This is a genomic window from Virgibacillus aidingensis, assembly GCF_010994035.1.
In the GTDB taxonomy this organism is placed as follows: Bacteria; Bacillota; Bacilli; order Bacillales; family Amphibacillaceae; genus Virgibacillus_N.
This window is the reverse complement of record NZ_WIXN01000005.1, coordinates 168,550-186,769: the sequence shown is the minus strand read 5'-3', so window position 1 is coordinate 186,769 and position 18,220 is coordinate 168,550. Positions and strand designations below refer to the sequence as shown.

The 18,220-nt window shown below is 40.4% G+C and carries 15 protein-coding genes; all 15 read right to left on the bottom strand.

The features are described 5' to 3' along the window. Positions 1-35 precede the first annotated feature (35 nt). The 15 genes from GHD25_RS06185 to rseP all read right to left on the bottom strand — a co-directional run bounded on the left by GHD25_RS06185 (position 36) and on the right by rseP (position 18,090). Positions 36-980 carry a polysaccharide deacetylase family protein gene (locus tag GHD25_RS06185; RefSeq protein WP_164215502.1) on the bottom strand — a complete coding sequence of 315 codons (945 nt, stop codon included), beginning with the start codon at positions 978-980 and terminating at the stop codon, positions 36-38. 101 nt (positions 981-1,081) lie between these two features. Continuing rightward, complete coding sequence (pnp, locus tag GHD25_RS06180) at positions 1,082-3,196, bottom strand: polyribonucleotide nucleotidyltransferase (protein ID WP_164215501.1); 2,115 nt, start codon at positions 3,194-3,196, stop codon at positions 1,082-1,084. A 188-nt stretch (positions 3,197-3,384) separates the two neighbouring features. After that, positions 3,385-3,654, bottom strand: a complete 270-nt coding sequence (gene rpsO / locus GHD25_RS06175) for a 30S ribosomal protein S15 (RefSeq protein ID WP_164215500.1) — start codon at positions 3,652-3,654, stop codon at positions 3,385-3,387. 161 nt (positions 3,655-3,815) lie between these two features. Further along, the gene (ribF, locus tag GHD25_RS06170) at positions 3,816-4,754 is read right to left on the bottom strand and encodes a riboflavin biosynthesis protein RibF (RefSeq protein ID WP_164215499.1); all 939 of its coding nucleotides are present in this window, start codon (positions 4,752-4,754) and stop codon (positions 3,816-3,818) included. 21 nt (positions 4,755-4,775) lie between these two features. Further along, positions 4,776-5,669 carry a tRNA pseudouridine(55) synthase TruB gene (gene truB, locus GHD25_RS06165; RefSeq protein ID WP_164215498.1) on the bottom strand — a complete coding sequence of 298 codons (894 nt, stop codon included), beginning with the start codon at positions 5,667-5,669 and terminating at the stop codon, positions 4,776-4,778. Positions 5,670-5,954: 285 nt separating this feature from the next. Continuing rightward, a complete protein-coding gene (gene rbfA / locus GHD25_RS06160; protein ID WP_164215497.1) occupies positions 5,955-6,296 on the bottom strand; it encodes a 30S ribosome-binding factor RbfA in 342 nt (113 codons plus the stop codon). A gap of 46 nt (positions 6,297-6,342) precedes the next feature. Further along, positions 6,343-6,621 carry a DUF503 domain-containing protein gene (locus GHD25_RS06155; protein ID WP_164215496.1) on the bottom strand — a complete coding sequence of 93 codons (279 nt, stop codon included), beginning with the start codon at positions 6,619-6,621 and terminating at the stop codon, positions 6,343-6,345. Further along, positions 6,621-8,759 carry a translation initiation factor IF-2 gene (gene infB / locus GHD25_RS06150; RefSeq protein WP_164215495.1) on the bottom strand — a complete coding sequence of 713 codons (2,139 nt, stop codon included), beginning with the start codon at positions 8,757-8,759 and terminating at the stop codon, positions 6,621-6,623. Before infB ends, GHD25_RS06155 begins: the two co-directional genes overlap by 1 nt. A gap of 20 nt (positions 8,760-8,779) precedes the next feature. Continuing rightward, positions 8,780-9,079 (bottom strand): YlxQ family RNA-binding protein, encoded by a 300-nt coding sequence (locus GHD25_RS06145; protein WP_164215494.1) that lies wholly within the window; start codon positions 9,077-9,079, stop codon positions 8,780-8,782. Continuing rightward, positions 9,069-9,350: an RNase P modulator RnpM gene (gene rnpM, locus GHD25_RS06140; protein WP_164215493.1), complete on the bottom strand. Its 282-nt coding sequence runs from the start codon at positions 9,348-9,350 to the stop codon at positions 9,069-9,071. The genes GHD25_RS06145 and rnpM overlap by 11 nt, the downstream gene beginning before the upstream one ends. A 12-nt stretch (positions 9,351-9,362) precedes the next feature. Next, positions 9,363-10,493, bottom strand: a complete 1,131-nt coding sequence (gene nusA / locus GHD25_RS06135; RefSeq protein WP_164215492.1) for a transcription termination factor NusA — start codon at positions 10,491-10,493, stop codon at positions 9,363-9,365. Between the two features lie 15 nt (positions 10,494-10,508). Beyond that, the gene (rimP, locus tag GHD25_RS06130; RefSeq protein WP_164215491.1) at positions 10,509-10,976 is read right to left on the bottom strand and encodes a ribosome maturation factor RimP; all 468 of its coding nucleotides are present in this window, start codon (positions 10,974-10,976) and stop codon (positions 10,509-10,511) included. Positions 10,977-11,466: 490 nt separating this feature from the next. Continuing rightward, a complete protein-coding gene (locus GHD25_RS06125; protein ID WP_164215490.1) occupies positions 11,467-12,318 on the bottom strand; it encodes an STAS domain-containing protein in 852 nt (283 codons plus the stop codon). A gap of 106 nt (positions 12,319-12,424) precedes the next feature. After that, on the bottom strand, positions 12,425-16,714 hold the full coding sequence (locus GHD25_RS06120) for a PolC-type DNA polymerase III (protein ID WP_164215489.1): 4,290 nt from the start codon (positions 16,712-16,714) through the stop codon (positions 12,425-12,427). A 101-nt stretch (positions 16,715-16,815) separates the two neighbouring features. Then, positions 16,816-18,090, bottom strand: coding sequence for an RIP metalloprotease RseP (gene rseP / locus GHD25_RS06115; protein ID WP_164215488.1), 1,275 nt, complete (start codon positions 18,088-18,090; stop codon positions 16,816-16,818). Positions 18,091-18,220 lie beyond the last annotated feature (130 nt).

Here is an 18,220-nt window from a genome sequence, read left to right as displayed (position 1 = left end):
TTAATAATAAGATGACTCCTATTAAGTGATTACGCTTACCTCTCTTCACTTATCAGGTTTTCAATTGTGCCGATTTTATAACCGGCATCTTTAATCAATGCTATAATGGCGTCCAGCCCGTCGGCTATTGAAGGGGTGGGATGCATTAAAACAGTTGCCCCAGGGTGAATTTTATTTTTTACACGGTCCACCATGACAGGAACTGAAGGGTTTTTCCAGTCTATTGTATCAACTGTCCAAAGTATTGTCTGCATATCAAGATTATGTGCAGATTGAACTACATGATCATTAAAACTGCCGCTCGGCGGAGCAAACCATTTTGGGGATTTCCCGGTAATCGCTTTAATGATTTCATTAGTTTGCGTTATTTGCTCCAACACCTGCTGGTTTGACAGCCTTGCCATATCGGGATGATTATAGGCATGGTTTCCTATTAAATGACCTTGTTCATCAATCATTTTAACATAATCAGAATTTGACTGCGCCCATTTACCATCAATAAAAAAAGTTGCTTTTACCTGTTGCTCTTTCAGCGTATTCAGTATGGCGGGGATATGCTCTGTGCCCCAGGAAACATTAATTAAAAAAGCCACCATGTCTTTCTCCGGGTTCCCCCGGTAAATGGGTGCAGCCGGAAGATCTGCCAGGGTAATTTCCGGCTTGATTTCCTCATAGACAATTAAAGAAGCGTCAAATACTCCTTCTTCTTTCATTTTTTTATAGGATTTGTTTATATCTACTTTTAATCCATTGCGGCCGGGAGTTTTTTTCCAGACATCATCTATATACGCATTCTGAGGTTCTGCAGAAAAATCAATACTTTTTTGCTCAATCTCCCTGTATAACGGATCTTCATGTTTGGTTGCTTCCTGGTACATGACAGGTTCAATGGTTTGGTATGGATAATAGCCTGCTTGAAAAACCAGACTTACCATAATCACAAATACAAATAAATTAACTAAGTTTTGATAGCGAAACATACATATCCCTCCCTTAATATCTTATGAAAGGCAGGGACAAGTATGATTTAGTACGGTAAAAATAAAAAAGAAACTGGCTATCCAGCTTCTATTTTTACTTCCTATGATTTTGCCTGCTCCATCTTTTTCCTTTCTTCCTGCAAGACGGCTTTACGGGAAAGATTTACTCTTCCCTGATGATCGATTTCCTTTACCTTAACCATAATTTCATCCCCGATGGAGACAACATCTTCTACTTTATTCGTCCGTTTTTCGGCTAACTCGGAAATATGAACGAGACCATCTTTTCCTTTGAAGAGCTCTACAAATGCGCCAAATTTCTCGATTCGCTTAACTTTTCCAAGATACATCTGGCCAACCTCAACTTCACGTACAAGATCTTCAATGATTTTCTTCGCTTTTTTATTCATTTCAGCATCCGTGGAAGAAATGAATACACTGCCATCCTGTTCAATGTCAATTTTTACGCCAGTCTCATCAATAATTTGATTTATTTGTTTGCCACTCGGACCAATCACATCACGTATTTTATCCGGATTGATTTCCATTGTCAGAATTTTAGGGGCGTATTCGGAAAGTTCCTGCTTTGGCTCTTTAATAGTAGCAAGCATGGAATCCAAAATTTGCATCCGGCCTTTTTTAGCCTGCTTTAATGCTTCTTCCAAAATATCTTTTGATAACCCGGAAATTTTAATATCCATCTGCAATGCAGTTACACCCTCAGCTGTTCCGGCAACTTTGAAATCCATATCTCCAAGTGCATCTTCCATCCCCTGGATGTCCGTTAAAATCGTATAATCCTCATCCTGTTTTACAAGTCCCATAGCGATGCCTGCGACCGGCGCTTTTATTGGCACTCCTGCATCCATCATGGCAAGCGTACTTGCACAGATGCTTGCCTGGGATGTGGATCCATTCGACTCCAGCACTTCCGATACTAACCGGATCGTATATGGAAATTCCTTATCAGATGGAACCACTTTTTCCAAAGCCCGTTCACCCAGTGCTCCATGACCGATTTCGCGTCGTCCCGGCCCTCTGATTGGACCCGTTTCACCCACACTGTACTGCGGGAAATTATAATGATGCATAAAACGCTTGGATTCTTCGAGATCAAGCCCGTCCAAAATTTGTACATCCCCAAGGGCTCCAAGTGTACAAACACTTAATGCCTGAGTTTGTCCACGTGTAAATAAACCGGATCCATGGGTTCTTGGCAATACATTAATGCGTGAAGATAACGACCGTATTTCATCATTTCTGCGGCCGTCAGGTCTTATCTTGTCCTTGGTGATTAATCGGCGCACTTCTTCTTTCACCATATTATCCAGGACTGTCTTAACCTGTTTTATAACATCTTCTTCTTCCTCTTCGTATTGCTCGATTATTTCTTCTTTTACTTTATCAATCGCTTCTTCTCTTGCATGTTTTTCTTTTACTTGTATTGCTTCAACCAGTTTTTCTTTTGCTTCATTCTCAACCTTTTCAGCAAAAGCTTCATCTACTTCAAACAAGGTAACTTCCATTTTTTCCTTGCCGCAGGCTTTAATAATTTCTTCCTGGAATTCTACCAGTCGAACAATTTCCTTATGGCCGAACATGATTGCTTCAAGCATTACCTCTTCCGGCACCTCATTTGCACCTGCTTCAACCATGTTTATAGCCTCTTTTGTCCCTGCTACCGTCAGTTCAATGTCACTTTTTTCTTCCTGTTCAATGGATGGATTAATGATAAACTCACCATCCACACGGCCAACATGCACTCCAGCAATTGGTTCGGCAAAAGGAATATCGGAAATGCTCAGCGCAATCGATGATCCGACCATGGCAGCGATTTCCGTGGAACAGTCCTGGTCCACACTCATTACCGTGCTTATAACCTGCACTTCATTTCTAAACCCTTCCGGAAACATCGGCCGGATTGGCCGGTCAATTAACCTGGATGATAATATAGCTTTCTCACTTGGCCTGCCCTCTCTCTTAATAAAACCGCCGGGAATTTTTCCAACTGCATATAAGCGTTCCTCATAATTGACAGTCAGCGGAAAAAAAGGCAAATCCTTTGGCTCTTTGGATGCTGTTGCTGTAGATAATACAGCTGTATCTCCGTAGTGGATCATACATGCACCATTAGCCTGCTTTGCTAATTCCCCGATTTCAACAGTAAAAGTATTACCGGCAATTTCGGTGGAAAATAATTGTTTTTCTTCAGCCATACGTTCTAGGACTCCTTTCAAAACTCAATCTACCTAACATTTTATAATTTATTTTTATTAATGTAAATTCATTATAAATATTACCATGAAAGAATCCGCAAAACACGGAAAAAGGGACTCGTTGACCTGGTTAACCATTCTATTTTTTGAACATCCTAAAAAAAGCAGGATTGCTCCTGCTTTTTGAATTAACGGCGTAGTCCGAGTTTTTTTATCAATTCACGGTAACGGGTAACGTCTTTGTTACGTAAATAATTCAATAAATTCCGGCGTTTCCCGACCATTTTCAACAGACCTCTGCGTGAATGATGGTCTTTTTTATGGACACGTAAATGATCATTCAGTTTTGTGATTTCCTCCGTAAGCACTGCAATTTGCACTTCGGGAGAACCAGTATCATTTTCATGAACTTTGTATTCATTAATAATTTCATTTTTACGTTCCTGTGTGATAGCCATCCGGCTCACCTCCTGATATTTTTAAAATCCCCAATCCCCCAGCAATCGTCGGAGTTACGATTTGCCGCGCGATGGTTTTACGTTTAATATCGTACATCTTTTCAGGCAAAAATGCAAGTCATATTACAGCCTATAATTATTTTAATTGCCAAACGGGACCTTTATAATGAAAAATAATTCCGTATTTGCTGCTCATCTTTTTGAAGCTGTGTAATAAGTTCATCGACACCATTAAATCTCACTTCATCGCGAATATATTGATGCCATTCTATCCTTAATTCTTCTCCATAAATATCGTTGTTATAATCAAACAGGTGGACTTCGAGAGAAGGGATTTCTTCCCCTGTTGTAAAGGTTGGTTTCACCCCGAGATTTGCCATTGCTTCATATTCTTCATTTTTATACAACGCCTTTACCGCATATACACCGGGTTTTGGCATTAGCGTATCCGGATGTATTTGCAGGTTTGCAGTCGGGTATCCAATTGTTCTGCCCCGCTGGTCTCCTTTTACTACAGTGCCGGTGATGGATAAAGGTCTGTTAAGCAAAGCATTGACCTGCTCTATTTTCCCTTCCTTCATAAGCTCTCTTATTTTTGTGGAACTTACCTTTTCTTGATTCATTTCCACTTTATCAATAACTGTCACTTCAAATCTGTTACCCGCATGTGTCTTCATCGTTTCCATATTTCCTTTGCCCTTATGACCAAATGTATAATCAAACCCGCCGACAATATGTTTTATATTTAATCCGTCAATAAAATGACTGATAAACTCCCCGGGAGACAGGGAGGCAAGCTGCCGGTTAAATGTAATGATATACATTCGATCGACATCCATCTGCTGCAGCAGCTTCTTTTTTTCCTTTAAAGGCGTAATATATTCCACATGCTGTACGTCTTTTTTTAACACGGCGGATGGATGCGGATGAAAGGTAATGACGGCACTTTCCATCTGTTTTTCTTCTGCAGCTTTCTTTGCAGTGTGAATCAGTTTCCGATGTCCCCTATGTATGCCGTCAAAAAATCCGATAGCGGCTGCTGTATCAGGGAGTTCCTCCAACCGTAATGAATGTGGGTATGTAACTTCGAAAATTTTCATAAACTACACCTACTCTTTTCCTTATCCATGAAAAACACGAAGAGGTTTAATTTGCTCAGGGTGATCCGGATGTATCTGATAGATTGCCAATACTTCTTCACCGTACGTCAACACAATTGGATCCTTTTTGATCTCACCGGGCCTTTTTAATTTTTGACCATGTTGTATTTTTTCCTTCAGTTGCTCATCCACGTATAACCGTTCTAAATGCTCCAGCCCTTTTATGATTGGCAATAATAATTCCTGATGCCGGTGTTCTTTCGCTGCTTGTTCCATTGTAGCAAATGTAACTGAATTTTCCTTTGTAAAACTCCCTGTTCTAATTCTTGCCAGCTTTTCCATATGTGCCGGAAACCCGAGTTTTTTGCCAATATCAACACATAATGTTCTTATGTATGTGCCTTTGGAACAAATTACTTCAAAACTGAAGGACAATGGATCCGGGTTTTCATCAGGAAGTCTTTCAATATTATGAATCACTGTTTCACGTACCGGCCGTTTGACGTATTTGCCTTCTCTGGCATACTCATACAGCTTTTTTCCATTTACCTTTACAGCAGAATACATTGGGGGCAGCTGCTTTATGCTTCCTGTAAAGAAACTGAGTGCCTGTTCAATTTCTTTATCAGTGGGAGGATTTGTGATTTTTATTTCTTCTGTTACCTTTCCGTGCGCATCTTCCGTATCTGTTGCACTCCCAAGCCTGACTTTTGTAATATATGTTTTATTTGTATCGGTTAGAAAAGGTACAATTTTTGTAGCTTGTCCAATGCAAATCGGCAGCACCCCTTCAACCTCAGGATCCAATGTTCCTGTATGGCCTGCTTTTTTTGTTTTAAACAAGGTACGTACTTTCATTACACAGTCATGGGATGTTAACCCTTTTGGCTTCCACAAAGGCAATATTCCATTCATCACTTTCAGCTCCCGTTTACATGTAAAAAGAGGCTGGTGCAAAAATAATTTATCATGAGAATCCAGACTACATAAAAACATCTTTTTTACAGCTGGCACAATTGCCATTAATGCTGAAGAGCCCGTCACTGCTCCCGCTGAATAAGTAAAACCCCGGCAGTGCTGCAGCTGCTGGAAAATGCGCATGCATTTTCCAGGAAACCGCATTACTTTTCATAGCAGTATCTCAGGTTGTGTATTGGTCATTCCTTTAAATTATTTGCCCTGCCTATTCGATTTAAAAAACTATTCATTTAGATCGCGCAAGATCTTATCTATTCTGTTGCCTCTTTCCAGCGCTTCATCAAATTCAAAATATATCTCGGGTGTTTTTCTGAGACGAATTCTCTGACCAATCTCTGAACGGATAAACCCTTTTGCTTTGGACAGCCCAAGCAAAGTATCCTGTTTTTCCTTTTCATCCCCAAGTACAGAAATGAAAATTTTTGCCTGCTGCAGGTCGCCTGTTACTTCCACATCTGTCACTGTGACAAAGCCAACCCTCGGGTCTTTGATTTTTCTTGTAAGAATTTCCCCCAGCTCTTTTTTCATTTGTTCTGCAACTCTGTGTGCACGTAACTCAGCCATATTTCTCACCTCAATTTAACACGTCGATGTCAGCAGATTTTGCATACTATAATTCTTCCACATTTGTAATCGTTCTTTCAAGTTCTGCAAATGTATCCACTATCCTTAATGCTTCCTGAATGACTTTTTCAGCATGGCTTTTTTCATTTGACAGTGTAACAATACCGATTTTGGTTCTTTGCCATAGATCATGATAATCCAGTTCCCCTGCTGCAACATTCAAGTCCTGCTTGAGCCGGGCTAAAAGCCGTCTGATAATGGATCTCTTTTCTTTTAATGAATGTCCTTCATACATTATGCACTCTACTTCGGCATAATAAATCATCAGCGCTGGATTTCCTCCATGATAAATGCTTCAATAACATCGCCCTCTTTAATATCATTGAAGTTTTTAATGGTTATTCCACATTCATAGTTTTGGGCAACTTCTCTGACATCGTCTTTAAACCGTTTTAATGTGTCTATTTCCCCTTCAAATTGTACTACACCATCACGGATTAAGCGTACACCTGAATCCCTTGTGATTTTACCGTCTGTTACATAGCTCCCTGCAATTGTCCCTATTCTGGAAACTTTAAAGGTTTCCCTTACTTCCGCCTGGCCGATTACCTTCTCTTCAAATTCAGGGTCAAGCAGACCTTTCATCGCTGCTTCTATTTCTTCAATAGCCTGATAAATAACACGATGAAGGCGGATATCCACTTTTTCCGAGTCGGCAGCTTTTTTCGCATTGACATCAGGACGAACATTAAAACCAATAACAATGGCATTTGATGCAGAAGCCAGGATAATATCCGATTCTTTAATAGCTCCTACTCCCGTGTGGATAATTTTAATGTTCACCCCGGCTACATCAATTTTCTGCAAAGAAGAAGCCAGTGCTTCTGCTGAACCTTGTACATCAGCTTTTATAATAATGTTTAATTCTTTCATCTCGCCTTGTTTAATTTGTTCAAATAAATCATCAAGACTTACTCTGGATTGTTCTCCCCGGTTTTCCTGAATTTGTTTTTGCTGGCGGGCCTCCCCGATTTGTCTTGCTTTTTTCTCATCCTTAAATACGAGAAACTGATCCCCCGCCTGCGGTACATCATTTAACCCGGTAATTTCAACAGGGGTAGAAGGTCCCGCCGTTGTTACGCGCTGACCTATATCACTAACCATAGCCCTTACCCGGCCGAAGGTATTTCCTACTACAATTGAATCTCCTACATGAAGGGTCCCATTCTGAACGAGTAAAGTGGCAACCGAGCCGCGTCCCTTATCCAGCTGGGCATCTATCACCGTTCCGAAGGCATTGTTATTAGGGTTAGCCTGCAATTCCTCCACTTCAGCTACCAGAAGAATCATTTCAAGCAGTTCATCAATACCTTCCCCTTTTATGGCAGATATATTAACAAAAATTGTGCTTCCGCCCCAGTCTTCCGGAATTAGTTCATATTCCGTCAACTCCTGCATCACCCGGTCCGGGTTGGCAGCTTCTTTGTCCATTTTATTTACAGCTACGATAATTGGAACCTCAGCAGCCTTTGCATGGTTAATTGCCTCCACCGTCTGCGGCATGACACCATCATCGGCAGCTACAACCAAAATGGCAACATCCGTTACTTGTGCCCCGCGCGAGCGCATACTCGTGAATGCAGCATGACCGGGTGTGTCAAGAAATGTTACTTTTTTGCCTTCATTTTCTACTTGATATGCACCAATATGCTGTGTAATTCCCCCTGCTTCCCCTGCAGTTACTTTTGTATGTCGAATAGAATCAAGAAGGGTTGTTTTTCCATGGTCAACGTGACCCATAATCGTTACTACTGCTGGTCTTTCCTGCAGGTTTGCTTCATCATCTTCCTCAATATATTTATCAAAGTCGGTATCCTCAAGAATGATTTCTTTTTCAACTTCAACATCATATTCTGCACAGATCAGCTCCACGGCATCGTCATCCAAATCCTGGTTCTTCGTTGCCATTACACCTAGAAACATAAGCTTTTTAATGATTTCAGCAGTTTCTTTATTTAATTTATCCGCTAAGTCACTAACGGTTAAAGTATTACTGTAAGTGATTTTCTTTGGCGTTTCCTTTACAGGATTCGCAGTTTGTTTATTTTCTTTTCCTCTATTGCCTTTATTTCCTTTTTGCTTTTTATTTTTATTTTTTGTCTGTTTATTTTGCTGTTTCGGATTTGAGCTGTTTTTTTGCTTTCCCCGGTCTTCTTTTTTTGTATTTTTCTGTTTTGATTGAGTATTTCCTTTAGTGGATTCTTTTTTCGTTTTATTGGGTTTTGGACTTTCCTTTTTAACAGTATCAGGATGAAACTTTTCATCCAGTTTCCTTATTGTATCACTGGAAATAGTTGACATGTGATTGGATACTTCCACATTCATTCCTTTTAAAATATTTATTACATTTTTACTAGTAGTATTGTTTTGTTTGGCATATTCATATACACGCATTTTGCTCATACGTTCACCCCCGAAATTAGTTACCCGAGCAACGACTTTATCTTATCCGCAAAACCTGCATCTAAAATAGCGACGGCTACTCTTTTATGTTTTCCAATAGCATGTGACAATGTATCTATGTCGCCTGCTATCTCAAATGGTACATCATACGATTTACATTTATCCGTAATTCTTTTTCGTGTTCGTGATCCTGCGTCGCCGGCCAATATAACCAGTTTTGCCTTATTGCTTTTAATATCTTTAATAATAGTGCTTTCCCCTGTGGAACATTTTCCGGCCCGATTGGCGAGTCCAAGCAAATTCAAATAGCTATTTTGCATTGGCGGCCCCTTCGATCATTTGTTTTAATTCTTCGTAAACGGATGCATCCACTTCAGCGTTCAGATGCCGATCCAGAATATTTGAACCTTCTGCTTCTGTAATCACCTTCAGATCCCTTGATAAATAAGCACCGCGGCCATTCTTTTTTCCGGTGGGATCAACAAATACTTCCCCTTCTTTATTCCGTACAACGCGGATCAGATCCTTTTTTGGCTTCATTTCATTGGTGACTACACATTTCCTCTGTGGAACTTTTTTCTTTTTTACCATTGGGATGCCCCCTTACTGAAACAGGTCTTCATCTTCATCGTGAATTTCTTCATGGTAAGCTGTATTGTCATCAAAAAATACATCCTCTTTTTCTTTCAATAGCCCCTCTTCTTTTGCTTCAGATTCACTTTTAATATCGATTTTCCAGCCTGTCAGTTTAGCTGCCAGCCTTGCATTCTGACCTCGTTTTCCGATCGCAAGGGAAAGCTGGTAATCAGGAACAATGACAGTGGTTGCTTTATCTTCTTCATTTACAATCACATCCACTACCTTTGAGGGACTCAGTGCATTGGAAACAAACTCTATCGGGTCCTCCGACCATTCCACTACATCAATTTTTTCCCCTTTTAATTCATCCACAATCGTTTGAACCCGCTGGCCTTTTTGGCCTACGCAGGAACCGACCGGATCTATATCCGGGTCAGGAGCATAAACAGATATCTTGGAACGGTCGCCGGCCTCACGTGCTACAGACTTGATTTCTACTATTCCATCGTAAATTTCCGGAACTTCCATTTCGAATAATCGCTTTAACAGTCCTGGATGGGATCTGGAGATATAAACCTGTGGTCCTTTGCTCGTGTTTTCCACTTTGGTTACAAACACTTTAATCCGATCATGAATATGGTATTCTTCTGTTGGCATTTGTTCGGCTTCAGCCAGTTTTGCCTCAATTTTACCTAAATTTACGTATATATACCGGTGATCCTTTCGTTGTATAATACCGGTTAATACGTCTTCTTCCCGGTCAGCGTATTCGGAAAAAATAACTCCGCGTTCCGCTTCCCTCACACGTTGTGTTACAACCTGTTTAGCTGCCTGTGCAGCAATTCTTCCAAAATCCTTTGGTGTTACCTCAATTTCAAGAACATCTTCCAGCTCATAATTCGGATTTATTTCCTTTGCCTCATCCAGGCTTATTTCCGACTGGTGATCCTCCACCTCTTCAACAACTGTCTTTCTTGCAAACACACCCATTTTTCCTGTCTCTTCATTTAATTCAATTCTCACATTTGTTGCCGATTTAAAGTTCTTTTTGTAAGCAGAAATAAGGGCTGCTTCCAACGCTTCCAATAATATATCTTTATCAATGCCTTTTTCTTCTGCCAAATAATCAATCGCCTCAAACAACTGATTGCTCAATTTATTTTTCCCCCTTTAAAGCATAACAGCCAGCCGTGCTTTAGCAACTTTTTCATACGGAATACTGACTTCTTTTTTCCTTGCTTTTTCTTTGTATTCAACGGTAAGTAGATTATCTGAAAAATCCGCAAGTCTGCCTTCATATTCTTTTTCTCCATTAATTGGTTCATAAAGCCTGATATTCACATTATTGCCAATGTTATTAATCAGGTCGTCTTTCGTTTTTAACGGTCTTTCCGCACCAGGTGAAGAAACTTCAAGGTAATAGGTGCCCTTAACCGGATCGTTCTCATCCAGTTTTTCGCTTAATTCCTCGGAAACCTCTCCACATTCCGTTATATCAATTCCGCCGGCTTTATCTATATAAACACGTAAGAACCAGTTCTTTCCTTCTTTCACATATTCAACATCAACCAGCTCCAGATCCCTTTTCCTTAAGATGGGATCAACTAATGCTTCTGTTGTTTCAATTACAGAGCTCAAACGTATATCCTCCTTTATTCACGTATTTATTAACTAGTATAAACAATCATTGTATTTTTCATTTCAAGTACGGAACAGCTTGGAAATTTTTATTTTCCCAGCCCTGTTTTATCATGCTGCTGCACATGGCTATAATTTATTTATTCTTCCCCGCCTGCCAATATAAAACCCTTGCCTCAGGTTTGGCAAGGGAATGGGGGCGCAGCTGCTTCGTAGTATTAAGAAAGAGTGGGTCTTTACCCACTCTTTAAGCGTCCATTATCATACTCCAAATGAATTATATCATAATTCGGTTAAGTATGCAACAATGATACATGACACGAATCACATTATTTTCGGCGCAGCAGAATACATCGTTTTTGGACAAGGCGGGAAAGACAGAATCCTTCTCGCGTGTATCCGCTCCATGTGGCGAATTCCTGGAATCTGCCTTTATTCAGGTTTATATAACAGCCTGCTTAATAGTCTTCCCCCAAAAGCAAATTTCTAATCAGTATTTCCGGCTATTATCGCTCCCAGCTCGAAAATGTTCATTCAATGCTTGCTCTACTGTCCCCCTTTTTTCCACATTATGGGCAAATGATTCATCAAAATTAATAATTTTCCTTACTACCTCAGGCCGCATGCCAGTAATAACCGAACGACAGCCCATCATGGATATACCGTCATATAATTTCAGAAAGTAATGAATGGCTTCGCTGTCCATATCAGCTATTCCCGATAAATCCATAATTAATGTCTGTACCCGTTTTGCACCAATTTCGACTAACACCTTTTCTTCCACTATATTTGCCCTGTAGCTGTCCATCGTGCCAATGAGCGGCAAAATGCTTATCTTTGGCGAAATAGGAATGATCGGCACCGATAAACTTTCAACCAGTTGCTTTTGTTCATCGAGCAGTCTATCTTTATAACTGGAATACGTGATAAAAAACTCCTTCAAAAATTCATCAAGCAATTCATTCATTTTTTTTCCAAAGTCATAGTACGTTTCACGGGTATAGCTTTCCTCTGTAAATCTGTCAAATTTATACAGGAAGGTCCAAAGGTTTTTTCGTATCTTTTGCACCCATTTCAGCTTAAAAGAAAGTGTTAATGAAGAATTGGCCCAGGCAATCCCTTCCTGATTGGCAAATTGTATAATTTCTTCTTCCTTTTCTTCTACCACCATTAAAATAAGTTTATGTGCATTTTCCAATAAATTTATATTTCCGACTACCCGTATTTCTTCAACCTTTTCCCGGACATTAGGTTCTTCCAGCAGTTTAGATTCAAATTCTTCTCTGTTTTCTATTAAAAAGTCTGTAATCCCATTTCCTTTGCTATACCTTAGATTCAACATCAATCAACCTTTCTTGTCGGTTTAATAAATACGGCTTAAATATATTGAATATTTTAATTTTATATAGCTTGTATTATAGCATACATGAACCTGAAAGGTGAAAGATTTAAAATAGGGAAAGCTGGTTTTTTTCTTCCATCCCTTCGAGACACCCATGATTATCAAGATATTCCAATACCGTTTTGGAAATCCTGCTTCTTTTTTGTAAATCTTCCTTAGATAAAAACTCTCCATCTTCTCTTGCTTTAACAATATTCAATGCAGCATTTGTGCCTAAACCATCAACTGCATTAAACGGCGGAATCAGTGTATCCCCATCAACAATAAATTCAGTGGCACTGGATTTATACAGGTCCACTTTTCCGATTTGAAAACCACGCTCACACATTTCCAGTGAAATTTCCAACACGGTTAATAAACTTTTCTCCTTCGGTGGTGCGTCATTCCCTTTTGCTTCAATAGATTCAATACGGTTTCTGATTGCCTGGGAACCTTTAATCATTGTATCAAGTTCAAAATCATCCGCTCTCACCGTAAAATAAGCAGCATAAAAGAAAATAGGATAATGAACTTTAAAATAAGCGATTCTTACCGCCATCAGCACATAAGCAGCAGCATGTGCCTTTGGAAACATATATTTAATTTTTTTACAGGATTCAATGTACCAATCCGGCACACCATGTTTTTTCATTTCAACAATCCATTCATCCTGCAGTCCTCTGCCTTTACGCACAAATTCCATGATTTTAAATGCAAGTGATGCTTCCAGCCCTTTATGCATGAGGTAAACCATGATATCGTCACGGCAGCCAATTACGTCGGAAAGCTCACAAATCCCATCATTGATCAGCTCCTGGGCATTTCCGAGCCAAACATCTGTACCATGTGACAGTCCTGAAATTATAACCAATTCCGCAAACGTAGTTGGTTTTGTATCCTCCAGCATCTGACGGACAAATCTCGTTCCAAACTCAGGCACCCCTAATGTTCCTGTTTTGCAATTAATTTGTTCCGGTGTAACCCCAAGCGGTTCCGGACCTGAAAAAATCTTCATAACTTCCGGGTCATCGGTCGGAACCGTTTCCGGGTCGATACCGCTTAAATCCTGAAGCATGCGGATGACTGTCGGATCATCATGCCCCAGAATATCCAGCTTTAATAAGTTGCTGTCAATAGAATGGAAGTCAAAATGTGTGGTCCTCCATTCACTTTTTCGATCATCCGCAGGAAATTGAATTGGTGTGAAATCAAATATTTCCTTGTCCTCCGGTACAACAATGATTCCCCCCGGATGCTGTCCGGTCGTCCGTTTTACTCCGGTACAGCCCTGTACCAGCCTGTCTACCTCGGCTTTTTTATACGTAAGCTGATTATCTGATGCATAGCCTTTTACATATCCATAAGCTGTTTTTTCAGCAATGGTTCCTATCGTTCCGGCACGGTAAACATTATCAATGCCAAACAGCTCTTTCGTATAATTATGTGCCCGTGGCTGGTAAGTTCCGGAAAAGTTTAAATCAATATCGGGCACTTTGTCTCCTTTAAAGCCCAAAAATGTTTCAAAAGGTATGTCCTGTCCATCTTTAGTCAAGGAGCCGCCGCATTCCGGACACTCTTTGTCAGGCAGGTCAAATCCGCTCCCCACAGATCCATCCGTAATAAATTCATTATGATGGCAGGATGGGCAGACATAATGCGGAGGCAGTGGATTTACCTCGGTTATTTCAGTCATGGTTGCTACAAAGGAAGATCCGACAGAACCCCTGGATCCAACCAGGTACCCGTCGTCCAATGATTTTTTTACAAGCTTATGCGAGATCAGGTAAATTACGGCAAACCCATGCCCAATGATGCTTTCCAATTCTTTTTCAAGCCGGTCCACGACAATTTTAGGTACCGGATCACCGTAAATATATTTTGCACGGGAGTAGCATAAATCCCGAATTTCCTGATCCGCACCATCAATATTGGGGGTAAACAGTCCGTCCTTCACTGGAGAGATAGCATCAATTTCATCCGCTACTTTATTTGTATTTGTCACCACAATTTCCTTTGCTTTTTCTTCACCAAGAAATTGAAACGCATCAAGCATTTCATTCGTCGTCCTGAATGGCGTATCCGGCAATGTATGGCGATTCAGTGGATTGCCCGCCTGGGAAGACACAAGAATTTGCCGATATAATTTATCATGCTCTTCCAAATAATGCACATTTCCTGTTGCCACTACAGGCTTGTCCATCCGCTCTCCCATTTCGACCAGCTTTCTGATAATATCCAGAATCTGTGCTTCATTCTGCACTAGGTCCTTCTCTATGAGGTGTGCATAATTGGCCGGGGGCTGTACTTCGATATAGTCATAGAATTGGGCTGTATTCTCAGCTTCTTCTGCCGACTTTTGCATCATGGTTTCAAAAACTTCCCCCTGGTCACAAGCCGATCCTACTAAAATACCTTCTCTCATTTTTTGCAGCAGTGACCGCGGAATTCTTGGAACCCGGTAAAAATAATCTATATGTGCACTGGATACTATTTTATACATATTTTTCAGCCCGGTTTCTGTTTGAGCAAGGAGTACACAATGATACGGCCGTGAACGCTGATACGCCTTTCCTTCCCCCATATGGTTATTAAGCTGATTATGATTGGTAATCTCTTTTTTCAGCAACGCTTTTACCAGTTTCCAGAATAAATAGCCGGTTGCTTCTGCATCATAAATAGCACGGTGGTGCTGTGTCAATTCTATATCCAAATACTTGCATAGTGTGTTAAGGCGGTGGTTTTTTAACTCGGGGAATAAAAATCTGGCCAATTCAAGGGTATCGATGACGGCATTTTCCACTTTGTTATAATTAAGCTTTTTATATCCCTGATTTAAAAACCCTATATCAAAGCTTGCATTATGTGCTACCAGCACACTGTCCCCAGTCCATTCATGGAACCTTTTAAGTACTTCATCTACTTCGGGAGCATCTTTCACCATATCATCAGTGATGCCTGTCAAATCAATCGTAGTTTGTGATAAAGGGTGATGCGGATTTGCAAAAGACTCAAATCGGTCGATGACTTCCCCATCATGAATTTTAACAGCTGCAAGTTCAATAATTGTATCATAAACTGCAGATAGACCTGTTGTTTCAACATCAAAGACGACATGGGTGCCTGATGCCAGGTCAATATCCTGTTCATTGTATGCGATCGGTACACCATCATCCACAAGGTTTGCTTCTACGCCGTATAATACTTTCATATCATTTTTTTGACCTGCATTATGTGCCTCCGGAAAACCTTGTACCCCTGCATGATCTGTAATGGCAATTGCCTGATGCCCCCATTTCTTTGCCTGGGCAATCAATTCGGCAGGGGATACAACGGCATCCAATTGGCTCATCGTAGTGTGCGCATGCAATTCTACCCTTTTTTGATCAGCAGGTGCCGCGTCTTTTCTCGCTTCAACTCTTACTTCGTGAATGTCATTGGCCATCATAGCAAGCTCATTTGTATACATATCTGTCTGTATGCTGCCCCTTGCCTTTACCCACATTCCCGCTTTTACAGATTTAAATTTCTCTGCATCTTCATCGCCTTTGGAAAACATTTTAATCTGGAGAGAATCCGTATAATCTGTGGCTTTAATAATCAATAAGCTTCTGCCTGAACGCAATTCACGCACTTCCGCATCAAATATATAGCCCTGTACAGTGATCCTGCGCTCTTCTTCTTGAATTTCTTCCATTAATACCGGATCATCCTGGATTTTATATCCAAGCATAAATGGTTGATTGCTGTTTTGTGCTTTCTTCTGCTCTTTATCTTCTTTTTGCTGAACAGTTTTCATCATCATTTCCCGGTCTTCAGTTGCTTTTTGCTCTTTAAACTTTTGAATTTCAGATTCATCCAGCTTTATATTTATATCAAGTTGAAAAGCTGGCAGGCCAGTTCTTTGGCAATACATCCGAAAATCGTTCTGCAGTCTTTTTATTAAAGCATTTTTTTCTGCCTCATTCCTGGCAGTTAACATAATCTTATTATTGTTAACTGTTGGTTTTTGATTATGTATCAAATCACGGTAAGCGGGAGATAATGATGCTTCTGTTTGGAGAAAATCGCGCCAATATGCTGAAACGTTTTCTTCATCCGTGGCTTTATCTTCTGCTTCCAAGGTTAATGCAACGTTTTTTACTTGCTGGAAGGTATGTTTTAAGTTTGTGATAAAAAGCTGGTATACGTGGAACGGAAGAACTCGCTTTACCCCAATATAAAAATGCCATGTTCTGGATTCTTTAAACACCTTTAGTTTTTTTAAACGGCTCTCTTGAAAATAATCTTCTCTATCCTTCTCGGGAATGTGCAGCTGCTCCAGCAAAACATCCATTTTCTCTATTTCGGATATTCTCATCCTTAATCCCTCCTTGATTATTCCCTCCGGCAAATTCCTCACCAATATTTAGACCCTTGTCCAAATGATCAGACAAGGGTCTTTCACCTTTTATCTACCTTTTACAGGAAAAGCCGTTGAATATCATTCCATGTAACCACAATCATTAACAGCATAAGGAATGCAAATCCAATAATATGAAAGAGCCCTTCTTTTTCCTGTGCAATAGGCTTTCCCCTAATTGCTTCAAGCCCTACAAACATTAATCTTCCACCGTCAAGCGCAGGCAGCGGAACCAGATTAATAATACCAAGGTTGATGCTCAGCATTGCTGTCCACATTAAAAAGTTCATAAAGCCGGTCTGTACTACCTGATCTGTGGCATCGTATATTCCTACCGGACCGGAAAGTAATTCAATGGAAACCTGTCCGGTAATTAACATCATTAAATTCGTTAAAATCATTTTTGTTGTTTCATATGTTTGTGTAAAACCCCACTCAAATGTCCCGAAAAATGACTTTTCAAATGCATGGTAAACTCCTATCTGACCAACCATTACCTCTTCCCCGTCCATATCCATCTGGGACAAGCTATCGGGAACGACTGTCAAAGGGACTTGTTCTCCATTTCTTTCTACTACCATATCTAATTCTGCCTCCGGATTATCCCTTACGATGGCAGTAAATTCTTCCCAGGTGGAAACAGGACTGCCCTCTATTTGAACAATCTCATCATCAGGCTGAAAGCCGGCTTCTTCTGCAGGACTGCCAGGCATAATCTCGCTCAGTCTTGCTTCATCAACGGGGACGCCCTGGCTCACACCTATGATAAGAAAAATAACCGCAGCCAGCACAAAATTCATCATTGGCCCGGCAAACAGCTGCATGCCCCGCTGTCCGACAGTTTTTGAAGCAAATTGCCGGTCATATGGAGCGATCTGCGTTTCTGTTTCATCCATCACAAAAGCAGCTTTCGGGTCTACGTCAAAGACTAGTTTTTCATCTTCTTCATCGATTTCATAACCTTCTATTACCAGCTCATGATCCAATTCAGCCCGCTCTACTTCGATAACGCGAGCATTTGGATGCTTTGATTTATGATTAACAATGATTTTATTTACTTTGCCTTCCTCACTGAATTCAAGACCGATATGATAACCGGGTTTTAATTCTATAATCTCGGGGTCTTCCCCTGCTACCCGAACGTATCCTCCGATGGGCAATAAACGAATGGTATAAAGTGTTTCGTTTCTTACAAACGAAAAAATCTTTGGTCCAAATCCGATGGCAAATTCCCGAGCCAGCATGCCGGCACGCTTAGCAAAAATCAAATGACCCCATTCGTGCACAAACACAAGCAAGCCGAACATGAATATAAAAGCAATAACTGTGTTCAAAAGAAACACCTTCCTTTAAGCGCTATACACCCAACATTATAGCACGGATTTACAGGCTTGTTTTATCTTTGGTTAATATATGCAAGGGAAACTGCTAATTTGCCCCTTATCAACTATATGTGAGACAGAC